Source organism: Novosphingobium sp. 63-713, assembly GCF_001898925.1.
Classification (GTDB): domain Bacteria; phylum Pseudomonadota; class Alphaproteobacteria; order Sphingomonadales; family Sphingomonadaceae; genus Novosphingobium.
This window is the reverse complement of the sequence record NZ_MKVS01000048.1, coordinates 94,466-118,626: the sequence shown is the minus strand read 5'-3', so window position 1 is coordinate 118,626 and position 24,161 is coordinate 94,466. Positions and strand designations below refer to the sequence as shown.

The 24,161-nt window shown below is 64.7% G+C and carries 25 protein-coding genes; 13 read left to right on the top strand and 12 right to left on the bottom strand.

Annotated elements, in window-relative coordinates:
* Window positions 1-3: 3 nt before the first annotated feature.
* The 8 genes from glgC to BGP00_RS22905 all read left to right on the top strand — a co-directional run bounded on the left by glgC (window position 4) and on the right by BGP00_RS22905 (window position 8,935).
* Window positions 4-1,269, top strand: coding sequence for a glucose-1-phosphate adenylyltransferase (gene glgC, locus BGP00_RS22940; protein ID WP_168602231.1), 1,266 nt, complete (start codon window positions 4-6; stop codon window positions 1,267-1,269).
* A gap of 14 nt (window positions 1,270-1,283) precedes the next feature.
* Window positions 1,284-2,798, top strand: coding sequence for a glycogen synthase GlgA (gene glgA / locus BGP00_RS22935; RefSeq protein WP_292691811.1), 1,515 nt, complete (start codon window positions 1,284-1,286; stop codon window positions 2,796-2,798).
* The gene (locus BGP00_RS22930) at window positions 2,795-4,447 is read left to right on the top strand and encodes an alpha-D-glucose phosphate-specific phosphoglucomutase (RefSeq protein WP_292691808.1); all 1,653 of its coding nucleotides are present in this window, start codon (window positions 2,795-2,797) and stop codon (window positions 4,445-4,447) included. The genes glgA and BGP00_RS22930 overlap by 4 nt, the downstream gene beginning before the upstream one ends.
* Window positions 4,447-6,228, top strand: a complete 1,782-nt coding sequence (gene glgX, locus BGP00_RS22925) for a glycogen debranching protein GlgX (protein WP_292691807.1) — start codon at window positions 4,447-4,449, stop codon at window positions 6,226-6,228. Before BGP00_RS22930 ends, glgX begins: the two co-directional genes overlap by 1 nt.
* A gap of 44 nt (window positions 6,229-6,272) precedes the next feature.
* Window positions 6,273-6,998 (top strand): helix-turn-helix transcriptional regulator, encoded by a 726-nt coding sequence (locus BGP00_RS22920; protein WP_292691806.1) that lies wholly within the window; start codon window positions 6,273-6,275, stop codon window positions 6,996-6,998.
* Window positions 6,999-7,253: 255 nt separating this feature from the next.
* Complete coding sequence (locus BGP00_RS22915) at window positions 7,254-7,646, top strand: c-type cytochrome (protein ID WP_290006564.1); 393 nt, start codon at window positions 7,254-7,256, stop codon at window positions 7,644-7,646.
* A gap of 96 nt (window positions 7,647-7,742) precedes the next feature.
* Complete coding sequence (locus tag BGP00_RS22910) at window positions 7,743-8,441, top strand: TonB family protein (protein WP_292691804.1); 699 nt, start codon at window positions 7,743-7,745, stop codon at window positions 8,439-8,441.
* A gap of 53 nt (window positions 8,442-8,494) precedes the next feature.
* A complete protein-coding gene (locus tag BGP00_RS22905) occupies window positions 8,495-8,935 on the top strand; it encodes a DUF2721 domain-containing protein (protein WP_168602236.1) in 441 nt (146 codons plus the stop codon).
* A gap of 389 nt (window positions 8,936-9,324) precedes the next feature.
* On the opposite strand, the gene BGP00_RS22900 is transcribed toward BGP00_RS22905, so the two are convergent.
* The 7 genes from BGP00_RS22900 to BGP00_RS22870 all read right to left on the bottom strand — a co-directional run bounded on the left by BGP00_RS22900 (window position 9,325) and on the right by BGP00_RS22870 (window position 16,682).
* Window positions 9,325-10,344 carry a type II secretion system F family protein gene (locus BGP00_RS22900; protein WP_168602237.1) on the bottom strand — a complete coding sequence of 340 codons (1,020 nt, stop codon included), beginning with the start codon at window positions 10,342-10,344 and terminating at the stop codon, window positions 9,325-9,327.
* Between the two features lie 12 nt (window positions 10,345-10,356).
* Entirely contained in the window at window positions 10,357-11,328 is a 972-nt protein-coding gene (locus BGP00_RS22895) for a type II secretion system F family protein (protein WP_290006558.1), read from the bottom strand.
* A 1-nt stretch (window position 11,329) separates the two neighbouring features.
* Window positions 11,330-12,616: a pilus assembly protein CpaE gene (locus BGP00_RS22890; RefSeq protein ID WP_292691801.1), complete on the bottom strand. Its 1,287-nt coding sequence runs from the start codon at window positions 12,614-12,616 to the stop codon at window positions 11,330-11,332.
* Window positions 12,617-12,619: 3 nt separating this feature from the next.
* Window positions 12,620-13,282: a CpaD family pilus assembly lipoprotein gene (locus tag BGP00_RS22885; RefSeq protein ID WP_292691800.1), complete on the bottom strand. Its 663-nt coding sequence runs from the start codon at window positions 13,280-13,282 to the stop codon at window positions 12,620-12,622.
* 14 nt (window positions 13,283-13,296) lie between these two features.
* Window positions 13,297-14,994, bottom strand: a complete 1,698-nt coding sequence (locus tag BGP00_RS22880) for a type II and III secretion system protein family protein (protein ID WP_292691799.1) — start codon at window positions 14,992-14,994, stop codon at window positions 13,297-13,299.
* Window positions 14,995-15,010: 16 nt separating this feature from the next.
* Window positions 15,011-16,123 carry a Flp pilus assembly protein CpaB gene (cpaB, locus tag BGP00_RS22875; protein ID WP_292691798.1) on the bottom strand — a complete coding sequence of 371 codons (1,113 nt, stop codon included), beginning with the start codon at window positions 16,121-16,123 and terminating at the stop codon, window positions 15,011-15,013.
* Between the two features lie 70 nt (window positions 16,124-16,193).
* Entirely contained in the window at window positions 16,194-16,682 is a 489-nt protein-coding gene (locus BGP00_RS22870; RefSeq protein ID WP_292691797.1) for a prepilin peptidase, read from the bottom strand.
* Between the two features lie 135 nt (window positions 16,683-16,817).
* Between BGP00_RS22870 and BGP00_RS22865 the strand changes: the two genes are divergently transcribed.
* Both BGP00_RS22865 and BGP00_RS22860 read left to right on the top strand, forming a co-directional pair.
* Window positions 16,818-17,789, top strand: a complete 972-nt coding sequence (locus tag BGP00_RS22865; RefSeq protein ID WP_292691795.1) for an alpha/beta hydrolase — start codon at window positions 16,818-16,820, stop codon at window positions 17,787-17,789.
* 17 nt (window positions 17,790-17,806) lie between these two features.
* Window positions 17,807-18,895 (top strand): FAD-dependent oxidoreductase, encoded by a 1,089-nt coding sequence (locus tag BGP00_RS22860; protein WP_292691794.1) that lies wholly within the window; start codon window positions 17,807-17,809, stop codon window positions 18,893-18,895.
* A 91-nt stretch (window positions 18,896-18,986) separates the two neighbouring features.
* On the opposite strand, the gene BGP00_RS22855 is transcribed toward BGP00_RS22860, so the two are convergent.
* The 4 genes from BGP00_RS22855 to BGP00_RS22840 all read right to left on the bottom strand — a co-directional run bounded on the left by BGP00_RS22855 (window position 18,987) and on the right by BGP00_RS22840 (window position 21,715).
* The gene (locus BGP00_RS22855) at window positions 18,987-19,418 is read right to left on the bottom strand and encodes a hypothetical protein (RefSeq protein WP_292691792.1); all 432 of its coding nucleotides are present in this window, start codon (window positions 19,416-19,418) and stop codon (window positions 18,987-18,989) included.
* A 126-nt stretch (window positions 19,419-19,544) separates the two neighbouring features.
* Window positions 19,545-20,207: a heme exporter protein CcmB gene (locus BGP00_RS22850; protein WP_292691791.1), complete on the bottom strand. Its 663-nt coding sequence runs from the start codon at window positions 20,205-20,207 to the stop codon at window positions 19,545-19,547.
* Entirely contained in the window at window positions 20,204-20,806 is a 603-nt protein-coding gene (gene ccmA, locus BGP00_RS22845; RefSeq protein ID WP_292691789.1) for a heme ABC exporter ATP-binding protein CcmA, read from the bottom strand. The genes BGP00_RS22850 and ccmA overlap by 4 nt, the downstream gene beginning before the upstream one ends.
* A gap of 291 nt (window positions 20,807-21,097) precedes the next feature.
* Window positions 21,098-21,715, bottom strand: coding sequence for a DNA-3-methyladenine glycosylase 2 family protein (locus BGP00_RS22840; protein WP_292691788.1), 618 nt, complete (start codon window positions 21,713-21,715; stop codon window positions 21,098-21,100).
* A gap of 158 nt (window positions 21,716-21,873) precedes the next feature.
* On the opposite strand from BGP00_RS22840, the gene BGP00_RS22835 reads away from it, so the two are divergent.
* The 3 genes from BGP00_RS22835 (at window position 21,874) to BGP00_RS22825 (ending at window position 23,605) form a co-directional block, all read left to right on the top strand.
* Window positions 21,874-22,191: a 2Fe-2S iron-sulfur cluster-binding protein gene (locus BGP00_RS22835; RefSeq protein WP_168602249.1), complete on the top strand. Its 318-nt coding sequence runs from the start codon at window positions 21,874-21,876 to the stop codon at window positions 22,189-22,191.
* A 124-nt stretch (window positions 22,192-22,315) separates the two neighbouring features.
* Window positions 22,316-23,269 (top strand): cysteine synthase A, encoded by a 954-nt coding sequence (locus tag BGP00_RS22830; RefSeq protein ID WP_292922869.1) that lies wholly within the window; start codon window positions 22,316-22,318, stop codon window positions 23,267-23,269.
* A gap of 18 nt (window positions 23,270-23,287) precedes the next feature.
* Window positions 23,288-23,605: a hypothetical protein gene (locus tag BGP00_RS22825; RefSeq protein ID WP_168602153.1), complete on the top strand. Its 318-nt coding sequence runs from the start codon at window positions 23,288-23,290 to the stop codon at window positions 23,603-23,605.
* A gap of 140 nt (window positions 23,606-23,745) precedes the next feature.
* On the opposite strand, the gene BGP00_RS22820 is transcribed toward BGP00_RS22825, so the two are convergent.
* Window positions 23,746-24,099, bottom strand: coding sequence for a hypothetical protein (locus BGP00_RS22820; RefSeq protein WP_292691785.1), 354 nt, complete (start codon window positions 24,097-24,099; stop codon window positions 23,746-23,748).
* Window positions 24,100-24,161: the final 62 nt, after the last annotated feature.

The window sequence follows — 24,161 nt, the reverse complement described above, 5'->3', positions numbered from 1 at the left end:
ATGATGCGCGATACGAATAGCCAGCCTCTGGCTCGTGAGGCGATGGCCTATGTGCTGGCCGGGGGGCGGGGCAGCAGGCTCAAGGAACTGACCGACAATCGCGCCAAGCCTGCGGTCTATTTCGGGGGAATGAGCCGGATCATCGACTTTGCCCTGTCGAATGCGATCAATTCAGGGATTAGGCGCATCGGCGTGGCCACACAGTACAAGGCGCACAGCCTGATCCGCCACATGAACCGCGCGTGGAATTTCATGCGCCCGGAACGTAACGAAAGCTTCGACATCCTGCCCGCCAGCCAGCGCGTATCCGAAACCCAGTGGTACGAGGGCACCGCCGACGCCGTTTATCAGAACATCGACATCATCGAGAGCTATGGTCCCAAATATATGGTCATCCTGGCGGGCGACCATATCTATAAAATGGACTATGAATTGATGCTGCGCCAGCATGTGAACAGCGGCGCGGATGTGACGATCGGCTGCCTTGTGGTCCCGCAAAAGGAGGCCAGCGGTTTTGGCGTGATGGCGGTGGACGGCAATGATGTCATCACCGATTTCGTCGAAAAGCCGATCAATCCGCCCGAAATTCCGGGCAAGCCGGGCTGGTCGCTGGCGTCGATGGGCATTTATGTGTTCGACACCAAATTCCTGTTCGAACTGCTGCGCGAGGATGCGGCCAATCCGATCAGCACGCATGATTTCGGCAATGATCTGATCCCCAAGATCGTCAAGGGCGGCAAGGCGGTGGCGCATCGCTTTACCGAAAGCTGTGTTCGCGCGGCCGATGAAATCGGCGAATATTGGCGCGATGTCGGCACGCTGGATGCTTATTTCGAGACCAATCTCGATCTGACCGATACCGTGCCGATGCTCAACATGTATGACCGCGACTGGCGCATCTGGACCGATCAGGTCGTGGCCGCGCCCGCCAAATTCGTCCATGACGAGGAAGGGCGCCGGGGCCATGCGATCCGCTCGCTGATCTCGCAGGACTGCATCGTGTCGGGCGCGACGGCCTATCGCTCGCTGCTGTTTACGGGCGTGAAGATGGGCAGTTGGTCCGAGGTCAATGAGGCGGTGATCCTGCCCTATTGCAACATCGGGCGTCATGCCAAACTCTCGCGCGTGATCATCGATTCGGGCGTGCGCATCCCGGAAGGTCTGGTGGTGGGCGAGGATCCCGAGCTGGACGCCAAGCGTTTCCGCCGCACTGAAAACGGCGTCTGCCTTATCACCAAGCGGATGATACAGGCGCTGGATCTGGATTGAAGGGATTGGGAGACATGACCCTGCGCGTCCTCAGCCTCGCCTCGGAGGCCGTGCCTTTCATCAAGACCGGCGGGCTGGCCGATGTGGCGGGGGCGCTGCCCGCTGCGGTCGCCCCGCATGGGGTGGCGATGACCACGATGCTGCCGGGCTATCCGGGGGTTCTGGCGCGGCTGGCGGCGCAATATCCGGCGCCCAAATCCAAGCGCGCAAAAGCGGCGGGGCCAAAGGTCCTTCACGAATGGGAGGCGATCTTTGGCCATCCCGCGCGGCTGCTGGCCGGAACGCTGGATGGTGCGGGTGATGGCGCGCCCTTGTTGGTGCTCGATTGCCCGGCGCTGTTTGACCGCCCCGGCGGGCCTTATGGCAATGATGCGGGGCAGGACTGGCCCGACAATGGACTTCGCTTTGCCGTCTTTGCGCGGGCGGCGGCCGATGTGGCGGGGGGTATTGTCGAGGGGATGACCTTCGACCTCCTCCATGCTCACGATTGGCAGGCGGGTCTGGCGCCCGCCTATCTCAAATTCGCGCCCTATGGCGGGCATTCCGTTCCCAGCGTGATGACGATCCACAACATGGCGTTTCAGGGCCATTTCCCCGCCGCGCTGTTTCATGAGATCGGCCTGCCTGCCGAGGCATGGGCGATGAACGGGGTGGAATATCACGGGGGCGTGGGGCTGTTGAAGGCCGGGCTGGAGGCGGCTCATGCGATCACCACCGTTTCACCCACCTATGCGCTGGAAATCCGCGAGCCGCATTTCGGCATGGGGTTGGAAGGGCTGATCCGCAGCCGGGGCGCACAGGTGCATGGCATTGTCAACGGCATCGACCCGACCGAATGGAACCCGGCCACCGACGCGGCGATCAAGAGCCAGTTTACCGTGCGAAGCCTTGCCAAACGACAGGCCAACAAACGCGCGTTGGAGGCCGAATTTGGCCTTGAGCGCGACGACGGCCCGCTGTTCATCGTGGTCAGCCGTCTTACGTGGCAAAAGGGCATGGATGTGCTGGCGCAGTGCATCGATCATCTGGTTGGGCTGGGCGGGCGTCTGGCGCTGCTGGGCTCGGGCGATGCGGGGCTGGTGGGCGAGCTTTCCGCCGCCGCCGCGCGCCATCCGGGGCGCGTGGCCCTGCGCATCGGCTATGACGAGGCGCTCTCGCACCGGATGCAGGCGGGGGGCGATGCCATTCTCGTGCCCAGCCGGTTTGAGCCTTGCGGCCTGACGCAATTGTACGGGCTGGCCTATGGCTGCGTGCCGGTGGTGGCGCGCACAGGGGGGCTGGCCGATACGGTGGTCGATGCCAATCTGGCCGCGGTCAAGGCCGAGGCGGCCACGGGCTTGCAATTCGCAACAGTTGACTATGCCTCGCTTTCGGGCGCAATCAGTCGTGCAATCCTGCTTTATTCCCAGCAGGATGTGTGGCGCGCGATGCAAAAAGCCGGAATGTCCGCCGATTTTACCTGGCGTCAATCGGGCGCCGCCTATGCGCATTTATACAGATCCATCGCTTTGGAGAATTCGCCAGCATGACCGCAACGACCCTGACCTCACAGGTCATCACTCAGGCCACCCAGCCGATTGCCGGGCAAAAGCCGGGCACTTCGGGCCTGCGCAAGAAGGTGAAGGTCTTTGCCCAGCCCAATTACGCGGAAAACTTTATCCAGAGCGTGTTCGACGTGGTCGAACGGGGCGATGGGGCCACGCTGGTGATCGGCGGCGACGGGCGCTATCACAACCGCACCGTGATCCAGCAGGCGATCCGCATGGCCGCCGCCAATGGCTATGGCCGCGTGCTGGTGGGTCAGGGGGGCATTCTCTCGACGCCTGCGGCCTCCAACGTGATCCGCCAATATGGCGCGAGCGGGGGCCTTGTCCTGTCGGCCAGCCACAATCCGGGCGGCCCGGATGAGGATTTCGGGATCAAATATAACATCGCCAATGGCGGCCCCGCGCCCGAGGGCGTGACCGAGGCGATCTATCAGCGCACCACGCAAATCACCGAATGGCGCGCGGTGGATACGGCCGACATTGATCTCGATACGCTGGGCGTGGTCGATGTGGCGGGCATGGCGGTCGAGGTGATCGACAGCGTGGCCGACTATGCCGCGCTGATGGAAAAGCTGTTCGATTTCGGAGCGATCCGGGCCGCTGTCGCCGGTGGGCTGACGATGAGCTTTGATGCCATGCATGCCGTCACCGGCCCCTATGCGCATGAAATTCTGGAAAAGCGCCTCGGCTTTGCGCCCGGCACGGTGAAGAATGGCGTGCCGCTGGAGGATTTTGGCGGGCATCACCCGGACCCCAATATGGTCCATGCCCATGAATTGTTTGAAACGATGTTTGGCCCCGATGCCCCCGATTTCGGCGCGGCGTCGGATGGCGATGGCGATCGGAACCTGATCGTCGGGCGCGGGATTTTCGTGACGCCTTCGGATTCGCTGGCGATGCTGGCTGCCAATGCGCACCTGGCGCCCGCCTATGCGGGGGGCCTCAAGGGCATTGCGCGCTCCATGCCGACCAGCGCGGCGGCGGACCTTGTGGCGCAGAGCCTTGGCATTCCCGCCTTTGAAACGCCCACGGGGTGGAAATTCTTCGGCAATCTGCTGGATGCGGGCATGGCGACGATCTGCGGCGAGGAAAGCGCCGGGACCGGCAGCGACCATGTGCGCGAAAAGGATGGGCTCTGGGCGGTGCTGCTCTGGCTCAACATTCTGGCCGTGCGCAAACAGCCGGTGGCGCAGATCGCGGCGGAACATTGGGCCAAGTTCGGGCGCAATTACTATGCCCGCCACGATTATGAGGGCCTGCCGACCGAGGCGGCCAATGCCTTGATGGGCGAATTGAACGGTGCGCTGGCCACTTTGCCGGGGCAGGTTTTCGAAGGGCTGACCATCGAGACGGCGGACAATTTCGCCTATACCGATCCGGTCGATGGCTCGGTGTCCACCAATCAGGGCGTGCGCATCCTGTTTGTGGGCGGCAGCCGCATCGTCTTCCGCCTGTCGGGCACGGGCACCGAAGGGGCGACCCTGCGCGTCTATCTGGAGCGGTATGAGCCGGTGGGCGGCGATCTGGCGGGCGAGACGCCGGTCAAGCTGGCCGATCTGATCGCGGCGGCCGATGGTATCGCGGGCATCGCGCGCCACACCGGGCGGACCGAGCCCAGCGTCATCACCTGATGGCGCGTTACGGCGCGTGGGTAGAGGCGGGCGCGACCCATTTTGCGGTGCGCGCCCCGCTGGCCGATGCGGTGTGGCTCTGCCTGTTTGAAGGGCAGGCCGAGGTGCGCGTTGCCATGGCGCGCGAAGGGGATAATTGGCGCGTCAGCCTGCCGGGAGACCGGGCAGGCGCGCGCTATGGCTATCGCGCCGTTGGGGCGTGGGATCCGCAGAACGGGCGCTGGTTCGATCCGGCCAAATTGCTGGTCGATCCCTATGCGGTGGAATTGGATCGCCGCTTTGTTCAGGACACGATGCTGGCGGTCTATGGCGCGGATACGGCGGCCATCGTGCCGCGTGCGATTGTGCCGGGCGCAATGCCGCCGGTCGCGCCTCTGCCGCCCTGTTTCGCGCCGGGCGGGTTGATCTATGAGGTCAATGTGCGCGGCTTTACCCTGCTGCACCCCGATGTGCCGGAGGCGCAGCGCGGGACGGTGGCGGCGCTGGCGCATCCTTCGATCATCGCGCATTTGAAAAAGCTGGGCGTGGGCGCGGTCGAACTGATGCCGATTGTGGCATGGTTGGACGAGCGCCATTTGCCGCCGCTGGGCCTGCGCAATTTCTGGGGCTATAATCCGGTGGCGATGATGGCGCTGGACCCCGGCCTGTGCCCCGGTGGGATGGCGGAATTGCGCGATACGGTCGCGGCTTTGCGGGCCGAAGGGATCGGGGTAATCCTCGATCTGGTGTTCAACCATACGGGTGAGAGCGATGTGCTGGGCGGGGTGCTGTCGCTGCGCGGGCTGGACAATGCGGCCTATGCCCATGCGGCCGATGGGGCGCTGATCAACGATACGGGCTGCGGCAATACGCTGGATTTCGCCCATGCGCCGGTGCGCGAACTGACGCTGGCGGCGCTGCGGCATTTTGTGGCCACCTGCGGGGTGGATGGGTTTCGTTTCGATCTGGCGCCGGTATTGGCGCGCGGGCCGGGGTTTGACGTCGATGCGCCGATCTTTGCCGAGATCGCCGCTGATCCGCTGCTGGCCGACCGGGTGATGATTGCCGAGCCGTGGGATATTGGGCCGGGCGGCTATCAGTTGGGGCGCTTTCCGGCGGGCTGGCTGGAATGGAACGATGCGTTTCGCGATGATGTGCGCCGGTTCTGGAAGGGCGAGGGGGGGCTGGGCGCTCTGGCCACGCGGATGGCGGGCAGCGCGGATGTGTTTGGCGAGCAGCAATGCCGCAGCGTCAATTTCCTGGCCGCCCATGATGGGTTCACGCTGGCTGATCTGGTCGCCTATCAGCATCGCCACAACTACGCCAATGGCGAGGACAACCGCGATGGTCATGGCGAGAATCATAGCTGGAACTGCGGGGTGGAAGGGTGGAGCGATTCGCCTGACGTGATCGCGCGGCGCGGGGCGGATGTGCGCGCGCTGCTGGGCACTTTGTTCGCCTCGACCGGCACGATCATGCTGACCGCGGGCGATGAATTTGGCCGCAGCCAGCAGGGCAACAACAATGCCTATTGTCAGGACAGCGCGATCGGCTGGGTCGACTGGTCGGCGCGGGACAAGGCGCTGGAGGATTATGTCGCGGCGCTTTCGGCCCGGCGGCGGGCGGGGGATTTCGCGCAATTTCCGCGTGATGGGCGCTGGCTGGCGCGCGATGGGGCGGCAATGGCGGCGGCGGATTGGGAAGCGCCGGGGGCGGGCTATGTCGCCCATGTTTCCGATGATCCCGACAGGCCACAGGGGTGGCGGATTGACCGGGACAATCGGCGCGCTGAAATTTTATGAAGATATATCTTGAAGGTTTTTGAAATTCTCCTACATTCAGCTTCATGACCGATATGAAGGAGTATGCCATGTTCGGATCGAACATCGGAAAACACGGGCGCAGGGGCGCCCACGGCTTTGGCCACCACGGATTGGGCCATCACGGCCATCATCACGGCCACCACGGGCGCTTTGCCGCCGGTTTTGAGGGCGGCTTTGAAGGCGGCCCGTTCGGGCGCGGTGGTTTTGGAGGCGGTTTCGGCGGCGGCGGCTTTGGTGGCCGGGGCGGCGGCGGCTTTGGCGGCGGGCGCGGTTTCGGCGGGCGCCGGGGCAAGCTGTATGACGGCGATGAATTGCGCCTGCTCGTCCTCGCGCTGCTGGCCGATGCGCCCCAGCATGGGTATCAGATCATCCGCGCCTTTGCCGAGCAATCGGGCGGCGCCTATCAGCCCAGCCCCGGTGTGCTTTACCCGCTGCTGGTGATGCTGAGCGAAATGGAACTGGTGGTCGAGGTGGACACTGCCGGGGGCAAGCGCCGCCTGTTTGCCATCAGCGATCTTGGCCGCGCCGAGATCGAGGGCAAGGGCGAGCAGATCGAAGCGCTCTTTGCCCGGCTGAAAGCCCTGGCCGCGCAGGCCGAGCGGACCGATGGCGCCCCGGTGCGCCGCGCGGTCCACAATCTGCGCGCCGCCGTGATGGAGCGGCTGGGCCGCGAAGGGGCGGGCGAGGATCTGCCTTTCGAAGTGGCCCGCATCATTGATGAGGCCACGCAGAAGATCGAGAGGCTGTAATTCCTATTCAGCGCGCCGACAGCCATTCTGTCCGATAAGCAGGCTACAGCGCAAAACTGCGCATTGTGGGGCAGGGGGCGGCAAGGCCAGAGAAAATGCCCGATGTTTGCGTTGATTATGAACGCTGACGGGCCTTTCTCAACACTTGCTTTCCCCGCCACTTTGCGGGCATGAGCGCCGATGAAAAAGACGGTCGGGATGATTCTGCGTGAATTGCCGGGCCGGGCCTTTCGCTTGAAAAGAGGATGAATGACGATGTCGCGACTGTTTACCCCCGCTGCCGCGCTGGTGGCTGCCGCCACGATGGCTCTGGGCTTTGCCGCTCCTGCTGCTGCTGCCGGTGATCCTGCCAAGGGCGCGGCCTCGTTCAAGACCAAGTGCCAGCTGTGCCACGTGATCGGCGCGGGCCAGAAGGGCACCATGGCCCCCAACCTGCTGGGCGTGGTTGGCCGCAAGGCCGGTTCCACCGATTTCGCAATGTATTCGCCCCAGCTCAAGGCCTATGGCAAGACCTGGACCCCGGCGCTGATCGATCAGTGGATTTCGGGTCCCACCAAGCTGGTGCCCGGCAGCCGCATGGCGATGGTGATCCCCGATGCGGCCGAACGCGCCAACATCGTGGCCTATCTGGGCACGCTGAAGAAGTAAGCCTGTTTCAGGTTTCGGATAAGGGGGCGGAAGGCTTGGGCTTTCCGCCCCCTTTGCGTTGGTGTCCGACCGGGCGTTGGTGCTAAAAGACGGGCGATGGAAAAGCCTTCCACTCGAACGCGCCTTGCCGCCGCCGTGCTGGCGGGCGGTGTGCAGGGGCTGGTGCTGCTGGCCTTGCTGGGGCTGGGGCGCGGGGTCGATGGCCTGCGTCAGGGCGCGGTGGGCGCGATGGAAAGCGTGGATTTCACCCTGCCGCCGCCCCCGCCCGAACCGCAGGCAGAGCTCAAACCCCAGACCGCCGCGCCCGCCGCGCCCAAGGGGGCCGCGGGCGACAAGGCCGTGCCGCGCCCTGTGGCGGCGCCCAAACCCGCCGTGGCGCTGCGCCCGATCGTGGCGCCCCCGGTGGCGGGCAGCGGAACGGCGCAATCCTCGGGCGCGAGCAGCGGGACGGGCACCGGCGCCGCCCGATCGGGCGATGGCGGCGGCGCGGGAGGCAGCGGCACGGGGCAGGGCGGGGGCGGCCCGGCGGTCAAGATCGCGGGCACAATCACCGCCCGCGATTATCCGCGCGAGGGGCGCGAGGCGCGGATCGGCGATTATGTCATCGTGGCGATCACGGTGGGCGTCGATGGCCGCCCCGCCGCCTGCCGCATCCATCGGCCCAGCCGCGACCCCGCCGCCGATGCCCTGACCTGCCGGATGGTGATGGAGCGGTTCCGCTTCAATCCCGCGCGCGATGGGGCCGGGCGGCCGGTCGAATCGGTCTTTGGGTGGAAACAGAGCTGGTTCCTGTGAATCGGAATCGGGGCCTCTTGGGTTTGGGCCGCGCTTGAATTATGAACAGGCGCATGATCGCGCATACTATCCAGCTTGCCCTTGCCCCGGTTTTCGTTCTGGTGGCGATTGGCAATATCATGAACATCCTGTCCACGCGGCTGGGCCGAATTGTGGACCGCGCGCGCGCTTTGCAAAAGCTCTATGGCGAAACCACCGGCGCGGCGCATGACATTGTCGTGCTGGAAATGCGTCAGGTCGATTTGCGTATCCAGTTGAACACAAAAGCTATTCGCGTGCTGGTGATGTCGGGCCTGTGCATCGGGCTGACGGTGGCGATCCTATTTCTGGAGGAAATGGTGTCGGTGCCGCTCGAGCGCGTGGCGGCGGGAGGCTTTCTGATCTCGGTGGCGCTGCTGATGTGGGGATTGTGGCTCTTCCTGCGCGAGACGCAGATTGCCGCCGAGATCCTGCGCATTCCGGAAAAATACCTCGAATCGCATCGGGAGCTCTGAGGTAGGCATAATCGCCCCTCCGCAGGCCAATGCGGATAAGAGGCCGTGGACCGGCAGACATGCGGGCCGCCTTGGTTCGCAAGGGCGGCGCTTTGGCGCTGTGGCGAAGGGCAGGGCAAACGCCGGTGTCCCTGCTCGGCCCTCATCAGCCGGGTGGATGGCGGCCGGGCTCGCAGGCTTCCGTCCATCCTTTTGATCCCGCTGGCTTTTTGGCGGTGGGGTGTGCGCGGCTGAGATGCCGCCGCCTTTGCCCCGCAACGCCTGCCGGTCCTCCCGCTCCGGGGCCGGATGGGGGGCTGTCGACGGCCCCCGATGCGGATCACGGCGCGGGATGGTGGCGGCTTATAACCGGAATGGTTTTCTGTAGGACAGAGTTTTTGTTCGCGGGCTTATTTCTTGGTCGCCGCCGGGCCGCTGCTGAAGGCGTCGGCAATCGAACAGGCCGCCGGGCCAAGGATGACGATGAACAGCACCGGCAGAATGAACAGGATCAGCGGCACGGTCATGATCGCGGGCAGACGGGCGGCCTTTTCCTCGGCGCGCATCATGCGTTCGTTGCGGAATTCGGCGGACAGCACGCGCAGCGCCGAGGCCAGCGGGGTGCCGTAGCGCTCGGTCTGGATCATCGTCGTCACTACCCCGCGCACCGAATCGAGCGCCACGCGATAGGCAAGGTTTTCAAAGGCTTGGCGCCGTTCGGACAGGAAGGACAGCTCGATGGCGGTCAGCGCGAATTCATCGCCCAGTTCGGGATAGGCGCGGCCCAATTCCTTGGCCACGCGCGAAAAGGCCGCGTCCACCGTCAGGCCCGCCTCGGCGCAGATCACCAGCAGATCGAGCGCGTCGGGCAGGCCCTTGCGGATCGCGGCGGTGCGCTTGGTGATCAGGTTCTGGACATAGATGTCGGGGCCTTTGTAGCCGCCCACGACAGCGGCGGCAAAGCCCATGAATTTCTTGAAATCGGTCCATTGCGGGAAATAATTGACCCAATAGATCATGATCGCCGCCAGACCGCCCAGAATGATCGGCGCCACCATACGGCCAAAAATGATCGCGACGGCCCATTCCTTGTTGCGGATGCCCGCCTGCGCCAGCTTTTGCTGGGCATCGGCCAACTGGCTGTCCTGCAGCACTTTGAGCTTGTCGAGGATCGAGCGGATGGCGTCGGTCGTGTCGGAACGGCGCACGATATTGGCGCGTTTTTTGGGCGTATGGGCAACGATGCCCGCCTTGAGCTGTTCGCGCCTTTCGTTGAGCGCCTTCACCCGCTTCTGCATCGGATCGCGCACGGTCAGCGCGGCATAGATCGCCACCATCACCATGATCGCGGCCACACCCGCCAGCAGCGTGCCGACGAAAAACACATCGAAGCCCAGAATATGGGGGTGGGTTGCGGCTGTCTGGTCCATCGCTTGGCCCCCTCAGATCTCGAAGCTGACCATTTTGGCCATGATGAACACGCCGATGGCCATCCACGTCAGCCCGCCAAGCCCGGTGATGATCAGGCGATCATCGGAGAAAAACCCGGCCAGATATTGCGGATTGACCCAATTGATCATCAGAAACACCATGAAAGGCAGCGAGCCGACGATATAGGCCGAGGCCTTCGATTCCGAACTCATCGCGCGGATCTTCAGCTTCATCTGGGCGCGCTTGCGCAGGACATCGGCCAGATTGCCCAGCGTTTCGGCCAGATTGCCGCCCGTTTCGCGCTGGATGGCGATGGTGATGCAAAAGAAGTTGAATTCGGCCATGTTGAGCCGGTCGGCGGTGTCCTGCAGCGCCTCGTCCATGCCGCGCCCGATCTTGATGCGTTCGGTCACCAGCTTGAATTCCTGACCCACGGGGCCGGGCACTTCGGCCGAGACAATGCCCAGCGTTTCGGTCACCGGAAGCCCCGAGCGCAGGCCGCGCACCAGCAATTCGATGGCATCGGGAAACTTGGCGGTGAAATCATCGTAACGCTTACGGATCAGATAGCCCACCACCATATGCGGCACGCCCGCCCCCACCAGCAGCCCCACCATCAGCGCGAGCATCAGCGAGCCGGTCTTGAGCCAGAGGAGCAGCGATACCACCGCCATCAGCCCGCCCGAGGCCTGAAGATATTGCTGGACGGTCCAGGTCTTGCCCGCGCGGTGCAGGCGCAGCGCCAGCATTTCAAGCTGGGAACGCGGGCTGCCATCATTGCTGATCATCGGGCGGCGCTGGGCCAGCGCGCGGCGCATCTGCGCCTCGACCTTGTCGGTCGCGCTTTCGGAATGGCGGAAACGCACCGATTGCAGCCGGCGCGCGCCCTCCTTGGCCGGCGAAGGCCCGCCAAAGGCCAGCGCCAGCAGCATCAGCAAGCCGCCTGCGCCAAAAGTGATCAGCAGGATCTGGACCGTGTCCATATCAGCGCGCCTTTTCTTTCGCCCCGTCCTTCTTGCCGCCCAGCAGGGCCATCAGATCGATCTTGCCCAGCAGCGATTTGCGTTCCGGCTGGGCCGCGCCTTCCTTGGCCTCGGTCGCAACCAGCGATTTGACCGAGAGCGCCAGATCGCGCAGCGCCGCGCCCGCCTTGGTGGCGCGGTTGGCCTCGGCAAAGGTCTGGCCCAGCTTGGCGCAATGCACGGCGGCCTTGACGTCAAAGGGGATGGTCACGTTGATCTTGCGTTCGATCGAGGCTTCGAAATCGGCGCGGCTGATTTCGGCGATGCCCGCCTGAACGCGGTTGGCCACCACCATCACCTGCGCGTGCGAGGCATTGGCGCGCAGCCACGAAAGAATGCGGATCGCATCGCGCGCGCCCGCCAGCGTCAGTTCCGTCACCAGCAGCACGACGTTCACGTCGGCCAGCAGATGCGGGAAATTGATCAGCATGTTGCGCGGCAGGTCGATGACCGTGTGTTCAAAGGCGTGGCGGAATTCCTCCTCCAGCCGGACGAAGGCCGAACCGTCGGTCAGCAGCGGATGGTTGATCGGCGCCTCGGCCGAAAGCAGCGAGAGATGTTCGCCCGCCCGGATCATCGCGCGTTCGATGAACAATCCGTCGATGCGGCTGGGGTTTTCGATGGCGTCGGTCAATCCGCGGCCCGGCTCCAGATCGAGGCTGAGCGCGCCGGTGCCGAAATGGATGTCCAGATCGAGCAGGGCGGTGGGCTGCTTGTGGTCGGTGGAAAACAGCCATGCGATCGAACTGGCCACGGTCGAGGCGCCGACGCCGCCGCGCGTGCCGATGACGGCGGTGCTCAGATGCGGCGTGTCCGAACCGGCCTCGCTGGCGCGCGGGGCGTTGAGCATGTTCTGCGCCTGCACCAGCGCGTCGCGCATCAGACCCGAGGAGAGGGGCTTGAGCAGGTAATCGTGGATGCCGCTGCCCAGCAGGTCGCGGTAGAGGCGTACGTCATTGACCTGGCCGATGGCGATCACCACTGTGCCGGGTTCGCACACTTCGGCCAGCGCGTTGATATCGCCCAGCGGGTCGCCGCTTTCCGACAGATCGACCACCAGAATGGCGGGCGAGGAGGAGACCGAAAGCGCCTGAACCGCGCTGCGCAGGCCGCCGCGCGTGCATTTTTCCGGCGCCCAGCCGAAATCGGCGGCCAAGGGGCGCATCACATCCAGCGTTGCCTCGTCGCAGACATAGGCGGCGAAACTGTCGCGGTTTTGCGCCGCTCCGGGTTTCCATGGTGCGTTCATGGCTTAATTGCTCCCCCCGGTGCCGACTTTCTTGACCGTGGTGCCGCCATCGCCCGAAGGCTTGGCCGCGCGATAGGCGTCGATGGCCTTGTTGCTGGTCATGACCACGGTCTGGCCCTTGCCCCGCGCGCCCGCCAGCAGGTGATCGGGATCGGCCACCATCGCGGCCAGATTGCCGTTCACCGCGCAGCCGAAATTGTGGCTGGTGCCATTGTTGAAATTGCTCTCGCTGTTGTCGGCCCAGTTGGGGCAATTGGGCACGCTTGCCACCGCGCGCGTCACCACGATGCGCGCCATGCCCGCATTCACGCTGCCTTCGCCCACGGGCACCTCGCGGCTGATCTGAAGCCCGCGCCGGGCCGCAAGATCGGAAAGCGCGGCCAGCGTCGCCTCGCTCTTGAGCGGGTCGTCGATCGCCACCCGGTCGCCATAGCGCAGGCCGAGCGCATCGAACCAGCCCGACACCCGCTGCGCCTCGGCGCGCGAGAGGCCGCCCGGCCCGGTGATGACATCAAGGGCAAAACTGTTGTGGCTGACCACGGGCTGGTTGACGCTGGAGAGCATCCGGTTTTCCGCCACGCCGCCGCATGCCGAAAGCAGCAGCGAGAGGCCCAGTGCGGCCCCGGCCATGAAACGCCCGGAAAGTGGAGAAGTCATCCTGTTCATCGCTGCTTCTCCTCTCAATTCAGGCTGAAGCCGGGTTGGGTTGCTTCACCGGCCATGGCGCGCTTTCCGGCCTTGGGTTCCTCGCTCCTGCGTTCCTCGGCGGCGCCCACCTTTTTGGGCGGGGTGCCGTCGGTTTCGGCGGGCTTGAGGCTCGGCTTGGGGCGGTCCACGCCGCTCCTGCCGTCGCTCAGCATGTTGGCGGCCACCTGCTGAATGTCATTGGCGGTCTGCATGCCGTCGGTGGGCAGCTTGATGTCGCCGTCATTGACCGGTTTGACCAGATAGGGGGTGATCACGATCACCAGTTCGGTCTCGCCCTTGATAAAGCTGGTGGATTTGAACAGCGCGCCCAGGATCGGCAGATCGCCCGCGCCCGGCATCTTCTGGATCGTGTTGCTGGCCTTGTTCTGCAGCAGGCCGCCGATCATCATGCTCTGACCCGAACCCAGCTCGACCGAGGTTTCGGTGCGGCGGGTGGAAAGCGCGGGGATCGAATAGCCGTTGAGCGTGACCGCGCCCTGGCTCGACAGTTCGGAAACCTCGGGGCGCACGCGCATGCTGATCCGGCCGTCGGACAGGACGGTGGGGGTAAAGCTCAGGCTGACACCATATTTCTTGTATTCGATCGAGACGGTGCCAAGGCCCGAGGAGATGGGAATCGGAAATTCGCCGCCCGCCAGAAACTCGCCCGTTTCGCCCGACAGGGCGGTCATGTTGGGCTGGGCCAGCGTGGTGACCAGACCGATCTGTTCGCCCGCATCCAGCGTGCCCAGAATGTTCAGGCCGAACAAGGTGCCCGCCCCGGCCAGAGTGGTGGCGGTGGACAGCGCGGCAATCGAGGTGCCATCCTTGGTGGCGCCGGTCGAATCGGTATAGGTGGTCTTGCCCCCCACGCCCATCGGCGCACCCGGAACATAGGTCGAGGCCGCCGCCCGGCCCTGCGAAACGCCGAACTGGAACCCGTTGCTCGCATTGGCGATGCTGGTCAGGTTGACGCCCAACTGCTTGGCCAGCGAGCGCGAGACTTCGGCGATGCGGACCTGAAGGTTGACCTGAAGCGGGGTGGCCGTCTTCAGGCGGGTGATGACATTGGCTTCCTTGCCCAGAAAAGCGGTGACAAGGCGCTGCGCCTCGGCGGCATCCTCGGGCGCGCCCACGGTGCCGGTCAGCAGATAGGTGCCCGCGCTCAGCGTCGCCACATTGATATGCGATTCGGGCATGGCGACCCTGAGCATCTGGTCGACGCTGTCGATGTTGCTGGCCACGCGCACATTGGTGGACCAGATCACCTGACCCGCCGCATTGCTGGCATAGATCGTGGTTTCACCCGCGCCCCGGCCATAGACATAGAGCTGGTTGTTCGATTTGACCTGAACGTCGGCGATCTTGTCATCGGCGACAAAGACATCCTTCATCGCAGAGGGCAGATTGACCAGTTGCCCGCGCCCAAGCGCCACCGCCATCGCCGCCGAAGGACCGCTGATCGCCACGGGCGCATAGGCGCGCATGGTTTCCCGGCTGGGGCCGTTGGCGGGGGCCATCACCGGCTTGGCGGCGGTTTTGGCCTTTGTCGCTGTCTTGGCTCCGGGTTTTTTGGCGACATGGGCCGGACCAGCGCTGAGCGCGGCGGGCGCAAGGCCGGTCAGACAGGCCGAGGCCAGCGCCAGAGCGGCCAGAGGGCCGGACAGTGGAAGGGTGAGGCGGTGTTGCATTGTATGGCCTCTCATCTCAAGGTTGGGCCAGAGGGCCGGCTGCGCCGCCGCCAAAGGCATTGCCCGCCGCGCCCATGCCATTGGCAATCGCCTGAACCGGCTGGCCATTGGCGCCCATGGAAACGTTCTGAGTGTCGCGCCCGCGGATCACGCGCACGCCGTTGCTGCTGGCGCGCGTCATCATCGGCGCGCCCATCGAGGGGGCGCCCGCCGCCGCCATCACCGGGCCGCTGGGGGGCAGGGTGCGCTTTTGAAAGCGCGAAACTTCGGCGCCCGTGGTCATCGATTCGCCGCCCGATCCGCCGCCAAAGGCCGAGGAGCGCGAGGCGCTGGCCAGCAGGCGGCTTTCATCGGCCTTGCCGGCGCCCTCGGGCAGTTTCACCGCGCCATTGGCGATCGCGCGGTCCAGATCGCCCTGATTGTCGGCCAGGCTGCGCAGCGTCAGGCTGAGCGCGCCCACGGCCTGGGCCACCTCGATCTTTTCGGCGATCTTGGGCGTGACCTCCAGCGTGACCGTGTGGAACGTGCGCACCACGGTCTTGCCCTCGTTGGTCTGGTTTTCGGTCGACTGGTCGGTGGCCAGCACGCGCAGATTGCGCAGGACGGTTTCCGTCACGTTAAGCGATTGCGCGTCGCCGCCATTGCCGCGAATTGTCTGGGTGAGCATGACATCCACCCGGTCGCCCGGAAAGATGAAGCCCGCCACGCCCGACTTTTCCGAGACGGTGATGGTGATCGCGCGCATCCCCGCGCCCAGCGCGGCGGCCAGGAAGCCCCGGTCGCCCGGCGCCACCAGCGCGCCCTGCGTCAGCGGCTGGCCCGCGGTGATCGGATAGCGCACGACGGTGCCGATCAGCTTGTTCATGTCGATCTTGCCGTCGACGAAATAGGCTTCCTTCATCAGATTGCCGGGCCAATCCTGAAAATTGACCGCGTCGGCCGTGATGATCGTGCCAGGGGGCAGCGCGCGCTGGGCCACCAGCACCTTGGGGCCGGTGGGCGCCACGGGCAGGGCCGCCTGAACGACAGGGGCAACATTGCCGCCCGACAACATGCTGCGGGCAGCGAGCGCTGTGCCGATCGCGATGACCATCGCGCCAATCAACAGCATCAGCCTTCGTCTATCCATCGCTGAACAAGCCCCTTACGCCCTAACCGCAATACGACCGGAAATATCCGATAGATTGGTTAACATTCGATCACCCCGCCAGAACGGTTCCGGCGGCCGGAAATAAATAGCCCGAAGCAATCACCCACAGCCCGCCAAGGGCTATCGCGATGCCATAGGGGATGGATGGTTTGCGCGGATGCCGCCGCGCCACATGCCACGCGGCCAGCGCCACCGTGAGCACGCCCCCCGACACCGCCATCACCATTAGCAACTGGGCAAACCCCACAGGCTTGATCCACAGCGCCAGCGCCACCAGCAGCTTGACATCGCCCCCGCCCATCGCGCCGATCGCAAACAATCCGGCCAGCACCACAAAGGCCCCCGCCGCCAGCGCCAGTTGCCAGCCGATCTCGGCCAGCCCCATATGGCTGGCCCACCAGAACAGCGGGGCGGCCAGGGCGATCCCGGCATTGAGCCAGTTGTCGATCTGGCGGCGGCGGATGTCGGTATAGGCCGCCACCAGCAGCGCGATTGCCAAGGCGATCAGCAAACCGTAGGAAAAGGAAGAACCAAGCATGCGGACCTCTGGCTGGATCAGGGTTCCGCTTTAGTGGTGATGACTTACCAAACAGTAACCAACGCAAGGCGCGCAAATGGTGGATGCGGGCGCAATCGGGGGGCTGGCGGGCGGCAAGGCGTAAAAGAGGTGCTAATGGAACTTCCCGAGGGCGGCGTTGAACAATTCTGGATGGCGCCGGATGGCTGGCCGATCCGCCGAATCGATCTTGCCCCCCGCCATCATGCTCGCGGCAGCCTGCTGTTCATGCCCGGGCGGGGCGATTTCTATGAAAAATACCTCGAGTCGCTGGAGGAATGGCGCGATGCCGGATGGCATGTGACCAGCCTCGATTGGCGCGGTCAGGCCGGGTCGGGGCGGCTGGGGATGGATGACTCGACCGGGCACGTTGATGATTTTTCGGTGTGGATCGAGGATCTGGCCGCGTTCTGGCGGGAATGGAGAGTCGAGCAGGCGGGGCGGGGCGAAAGGCCGGGGCCGGTGGCGCTGATCGGCCATTCGATGGGCGGGCATCTGGCCTTGCGCGCGCTGGCGCAGGGGCGGGTCGATCCCGATGCGCTGGTGCTCTCGGCGCCGATGCTGGGCTTTGCGGCGGGCGGGGCGCCCTTCTGGTCGCAAAAGGCGTTGGGCTGGGCGATGCTCAAACTGGGCGATGCGCGGCGTCCGGCGTGGAGCGGCGGGGAAAAACCGGCCAGCTCGCTTCATGCGCGCAAAGGGCTGCTGACCCATGACGCGCGGCGCTATCAGCAGGAGATGGACTGGCGCGCGGCGCGGCCCGAGCTGGCGATGGGCCCGGCCAGCTGGGGCTGGATGGCGGCCGGATTGCGCTCGATGGAGACGTTCATGGCGCCCGGCGTGCTGGAGCGGGTCGAGACGCCGGTGCTGATTCTCTCGACCGCCGCCGATGGGCTGGTGTGCCACCGGGCAAATCTGAAGGCGGCACAGCGCCTGCCCCATGGCGAGATCATGAGCTTTGGCCCCGAGGCCGCCCATGAAATCCTGCGCGAGGTGGACGCGGTGCGCGCGCCCGCCATGGCGCGGATCGAGGCATTTCTGGGCGAGCATGTGGCGTTGCCCATCAGGTCGGACTTGACCCGCGCGCTCTGAGCGGCTTGGGTCGGGGGATGAGCCAGAGGTTTGATATAGCAATCGTGGGCGCCGGGATGGCGGGCGCCTCGCTGGGCGCGCATTTGCTGGCGCGCGGCGCGGGGTCTGTGGTCATGCTGGAGGGCGAGGACCGCCCCGGATACCATTCCACCGGGCGCAGCGCGGCCTTCTGGCAGGAAACCTATGGCGGGCCGCAGGTTCAGCCTTTGACGCTGGCCTCCGGGCCGGTGCTGGAGGAACTGGGCTTTCTGCATCCGCGCGGCGGGCTGCATCTGGCGCGGGCGCAGGATTTGCCCGAATTGCAGGATTTTGCCGAGGAATTTTCGGGCGTTGGCGTCGATCTGCCCGCGCTGGACCGCGCCGCGATGGAGGCGCAGGTGCCCGGCCTCGACCCGCAATGGGTGGCCGGATTGGCCGAGCCGTCATGCCGCGACATTGACGTGGCGGGGCTGCATCAGCATTACCTTTCGGCCTTTCGGCGCGGCGGGGGCGAGGTGTGGACGCGGGCGCGGTTGACCGAGGCGCGGCGGGGGGATGATTGGGCGCTGCGCCTTGAGGACGGGCGCGAGATCCGCGCTCGCGTGCTGGTCAATGCCGCGGGCGCATGGGCCGACGAGGTGGCCGTTATGGCCGGAGCGCGGCCCGTGGGCATCCAGCCTTTAAGGCGCACCATGGCCCAGATCCGCGTTTCCCCGGAGGCGCAGGGCGACATGCCGCTGGTGATGGACATGGCCGGAACGTTTTATTTCAAGCCCGAGGGCGGTCGGCTCTGGCTGACCCCTCACGATGAAACGCCCGTGCCGCCCTGCGATGCCGCGCCCGAGGAAATCGACGTGGCCGTGGCCATCGATCGGTTTGAAGGCGTGGTGGACTGGCGCGTCGAGGCGGTCGAGCATCGCTGGGCGGGCTTGCGCAGTTTCGCGCCGGATCGGTTGCCGGTCTATGGCTGGGATGTTTTGGTGCCGGGCTTCTTCTGGTGCGCGGGGCAGGGGGGCTTTGGCATCCAGACGGCCCCTGCGGCGGCGGAAATGGCGGCGCGGTTGTTGCTGGGGCAGGAGGCTGGCGAGGTCGATCCGGGGGTGTTTGGGCCTTCGAGGTTTGTTTAGAGGGGTTTAGGTGCCTCCGGCGGGCAAAGGGCGGGGGCCCTTTGCAATCCCGTTAATGGGGTGGCGCGAGGATGGCAGCGGGGTGTAGGCTTTATGAGAAAATATTGTTAAAAACTATCTCTGAAACAGAAATTTTGTCAAATTTTTCGACGCCTTTTTTCTTCCATAAATAAGATTTTTCGATAAATTCCTTTTTACAATAATTGGCAAAGCTGGTTTTATTGTAATTCAGGAATAAATTGGCTGGGATGGCCAGTGAGATTCCTAGGTTGTACATTTTCTTCCCATTGGCCGTATCCAATTGCCAGGGTACCAAGCTTTCCATACTTCTGCAATATGCTCTGTCCTTCTCGATGTCGTCAAACATGCTGAGTAGGCATATAGTAATGGCGCCAATGGAACAGTTGTCGTCAACTTCGACCTTGCCTTTCAATTTTTCTTCGGCATGGCTAATGTCGCTCTGAATGACTTTTAAATATTCATCCCAAAGGGCGGTCGTAAAAAATACATCGATATTCTTCATGGGGCGATTAACTTTTGCCGTTTCGACTGATGATCGAGGTTCTTCGATCTGCCGTTGATCGACAGTGCAATATGAAAAGTAACGGGATTGCAAAGGGACGAGTCCCTTTGCCCGCCAGAGGCAAAATTACCGCCCCGCCCGCAACGCCGCCGCCCCGGCAAAGGGCGTCAGCGCCACCAGCACTAAACTCGCCGCGCCCGCCAGCGCTAATCCGCTTTCGCCGCCGATGGCCAGGGCGCCCGCGCCGAAGATGAGGAGAGGGACGCAGAGGGGGATGAAGAGCAGGCCAGCGAGCGCGGCGCCGCCTTTGAGGCCTGCGGTGATGGTGGCAACGGCGACGCCTACGGCGGCGAGGCCCGGCGTTCCGGCGAGGAGGCCGAGTTCGACCAGCACTATGGTGCGTCCGTCGAGGCCCAAAAGCGCGGCTGCGGGCAGCGTGGCCAGCATGAGCGGCGGGGCGAAGGAGAGCCAGTGGGCCAGCAGGCGCAGGGCGACGATGACTTCTTCGGAGATGCCGCGCAGCGCCCATTGCTCGAACAGGCCCGCTTCACGGTCGGGTTCGATCAGGCGGTCGAGGGGCAGGATCGCGGCCAGCAGCGCGGCCAGCCAGATCACCCCTCCGCCCACGCGGGCGAGGAGTTTGGGGTCCGGCCCGACGGCGAAGGGGAAGATGATGGCCACCGCGAGGAAGAACAGGATGGGCAGCATGATGCCGCCTCCGCCCCCGCTGCCCAGCAAAAGCAGGCGCAGGTCGCGGCGCAGGATGGCGAGGAGTGCGGCGCCCTTCACAGCGCGTACCCGGCAAGGTCGAGGCGGGTGAGGGCGGGGATGCCCAAGGGCTGATGCGAGGCGATGATGCAGGCGCCGCCGCTCGCGCAGTGGCGCGCGACCATGCGCTCGACCATCGCGCAGGCGGCGACATCAAGGCCGTTCAACGGCTCGTCCAGCAGCCAGTTGGGCGCGTTCTGGCCGATCAGGCGGGCAAGGGCGGCGCGCTTTTTCTGGCCCGTGGACAGGTAACGCACCGGCACATCGAGCAGATTGGCCAGACCCAGCCCGGTGATCGCCTCATCCGGCACCGGCCCATCGACCCGCGCCCAAAACGCCAGCGCCGCGCCCAAAGGCTGGCCCAGATCAAGGCCGTGGCGCTCGTCCATCAGGGCCAGCGGGCCGTCCCACGCGATCGCGCCGGTGATGCCGCTGACCGGATCGGGGCTGGGCGGCAGCAGGCCCGCGAGCATCCGCATCAGGCTGGATTTGCCCAAGCCGTTGGGGCCCAGAATATGGAGCGCCTGCCCCCGCGCCAAATTCAGCGAAAGGCCCGAAAACAGCCAGCGGTCGCCGCGGCGGCAGCACAGGTCAGTGGCGGTGAGGGCGTTGGATGGCATGATGGGGTGGCGATAGGGAAAAGTGGGGGGGCTGCCAAGAAGAAGGTTTTGCCTCCGGCGGGCAAAGGGCGGGGGCCCTTTGCAATCCCGTTATGGGGTGGCGTCAGGTTGGCTGGGGTGTGTGGAGATTGAAAGCCTGCGGCGCGGGGAGGTCAACGGTGTCTGCGCCGCAGGCTTTAAAATTCGAAACGGTGCGTCCGACACAAAACGCCGAACCCCGCGCGCAGCATATACAGTAATGGGAGCGCGAGGGACGAGTCCCTCGCATCTAAACTTCTCTTCCTACCCCCCTCACAACGCCGCATTGTTATAACAATGCCAGGTAAAGATCGCCGCCGCTCCGCGATGCGGCCGCCATCCTTCGGCCAATACCCGCGTCTCTTTCTCGCTGGGTCGCTCGGGCAATCCCAGCAGTTTGCCCAACCCGATCTGCACGGCAAGATCGCCGGCGGGCCAGATGTCGGGGCGGCCTTCGGCAAACAACAGATAGATTTCGGCGGACCAGCGGCCGATGCCCTTGATGCGGGTGAGGAGGGCGATGGCTTCCTCGTCATCGGCGGGCAGGGCGGTGAAATCGAGTTCGCCCGCCAGCACCAGTTCGCACAGGGATCGCGCATAGCCTTGCTTCTGGCGCGAGAGGCCGCAGGCGCGCAAAGTGTCGAAATCGGCGGCCAGCAGCGCGGCGGGGTCGGCCTCCTCGCCCACGACGCCCACCATTTTGGCCCACATGGACGAGGCGGCGGCCACCGAAACCTGTTGGCCCACGATGGTGCGCAGCATGGTGGCATGGCCGCGCGCGCGGATGCGCGGCTCGGGATAGCCCACCCGGCCCAGCGCCTGCGCGATGCCCGGTGTGGTTTGGGCGATGCTATTCAGCCCCATTTCAATTGCTTGCACCGAAAGTCCCATTTGTGCCCGTTTCGTGAATGGAAATGACAAAATTTTGCGCAATTCGGCCAGTTGCCAAACCGGCGGCTTGCCGATAGCAGCCGTGGCCAAGCGCCGGTTGCCCCGCGCTCCATCTAACTGCGCTTCATATAACTGCGCATCATACAGAGGGATTTGATATGCCGAAGCTGGTGATCGTCAATACTGCGGGTGAAGAAAAGGAAGTTGAGGCCCAGACCGGCCGCACCGTGATGGAAGTGATTCGCGATGCGGGTTTTGACGATCTGCTGGCGCTGTGCGGGGGCTGCTGCTCCTGCGCGACGTGCCATGTGCATGTCGATCCGGCCTTTGCCGACAAGCTGCCCGCGATCAGCGCCGATGAAGACGACCTGCTGGACAGCAGCGACCACCGCGACGGCAATTCGCGCCTGTCGTGCCAGCTGCCCGTGACCGACGCCATCGACGGCATGCGCGTGACGATTGCCGAGGCGGACTAAAAGCCTGACTTTAGGAGTGCCTTGCGCAAATGCGTTGCGCGTTGGCCAAGGCCCCCCTACCTAGGGCGCCATGACGAAAGCGCCCGTTTATCAAAACACCCTCGATCTGATTGGCAACACCCCGATGGTCCTTCTGAAAGGGCCAAGCGAGGCGGCAGGTTGCGAGATCTGGGGCAAGTGCGAATTTGCCAATCCGGGGCAGAGCGTGAAGGATCGCGCCGCCCTGTGGATCATCCGCGATGCGGAACGCTCGGGCGCGTTGAAGCCGGGCGGCACGATTGTAGAAGGCACGGCGGGCAACACCGGCATCGGTATTGCGCTGGTGGCCAATGCGCTGGGCTATAAGACGATCATCGTCATGCCCGAAACCCAGAGCCGCGAGAAGATGGACACTTTGCGCGCGCTGCGGGCTGAACTGGTGCTGGTGCCGGCCGCGCCTTTCAGCAATCCGGGGCATTTCGTGCATACATCGCGCCGTCTGGCCGAGGAGACGGAAGGGGCGATCTGGGCCAACCAGTTCGACAACACCGCCAATCGCAAGGCCCATATCGAATCGACCGCGCCCGAAATCTGGGCGCAGATGGAAGGACGGCTCGACGGCTTCACTTGTGCGGCGGGCACGGGCGGGACGCTGGCGGGCGTCGGTCTGGGGCTGAAGGCGTTTGATGAAAACATCACCATCGCGCTGACCGATCCTTATGGCGCGGCTCTGTACAATTACTATGCCCATGGCGAGCTGAAGGCCGAGGGCAGCAGCGTGGCCGAAGGCATCGGGCAGGGGCGGATCACCGCCAATCTGGACGGGGCGCCCATCGACACGCAATTCCGCATGTCCGATCCCGAGGGCCTCGAATGGGTCCGCCGCCTGCTGGCCGAGGAAGGTCTGGCGCTGGGTCTGTCGAGCGGGATCAATGTGGCGGGCGCGGTGGCGTTGGGGCGTAAGCTGGTGGCAGAGGGGAAGAAGGACGCGCGCGTCGCCACGATCCTGTGCGACACCGGGCTGCGCTATCTCTCGACGCTCTATAACAAGGCATGGCTGGAGGCGAAGGGGCTGCCGGTCTTTCCTTGGCTGGCGTGATGGAGTAAGATCGCCGCGATGACGGAGACTTCCAGCCCCAGCGATCCGGCCACCTCGGAATTTGAGCGGACCCCGCGCGAAATCCGCGCGCAGATGGTGCAGCGCCTGCAGGTGGGCCTGTTCGGCCTGTCGCTGATGCTGCTGCTGGTGGGGCTGGCCAATATCATCATGGACAATGCGCGGCGCAACGATGCCGCCGCCGCCAGCGCGCAGGCCAGCACCAGCGCAGGGGGGACCAGCGATCCGCTGGCCGATATCGGTGTCATTCCCTCGCCCGATGCGGGCAAGACGCAAGCGGGCGCATCGCCCCGCGTGACACCCGCCGCGCCGCATTGATCGGGCGCGCCGCGCCGGGAGTTTGATCGGCCTTTTGCCTGCGCGCGATGGAGGGCGCGGGAAATCCTGCCACCTGCGGGAAAGCCTGCCACTTGAGGGAAACGGCGCGACGGGCGGAGAAACCTGCCCCGCGCGGGAATTTATGCCACCGGGGCGGCGCTCCGGCGCAGCAATCGGTCAAAACAGCGGGAATCGCGGCGGATTTGCGAATCCCGATAGGCGGGAATCGGCGGGAAAGGTGTTTTCACGGCCCCGATCGCATCCGGGAAATTACGGAATTGACCTCGATTCATAGAGGGTATGGTAATGTTTTGGTAATAAATGGGCCTTGGCGGAATTCTATCAAAAATCTGAAAAATAAGGATATTTTCATTCTTTTCCACAAAGTGGCAGATTTTCCCGTAAAGTCCCTTTCCCGCCCGCAAACTCCGCGATAGAACATGATCATCGGGTAGAGTTTCAGCCGTCCTTTTGCGGGGGTTTGGCGTGGCCATGGCGCTGCGGCAAGCGGCGAAGCTTTGCCTGTCGGTGTGGGGCTTTCTTCGCAAAGGTAGTG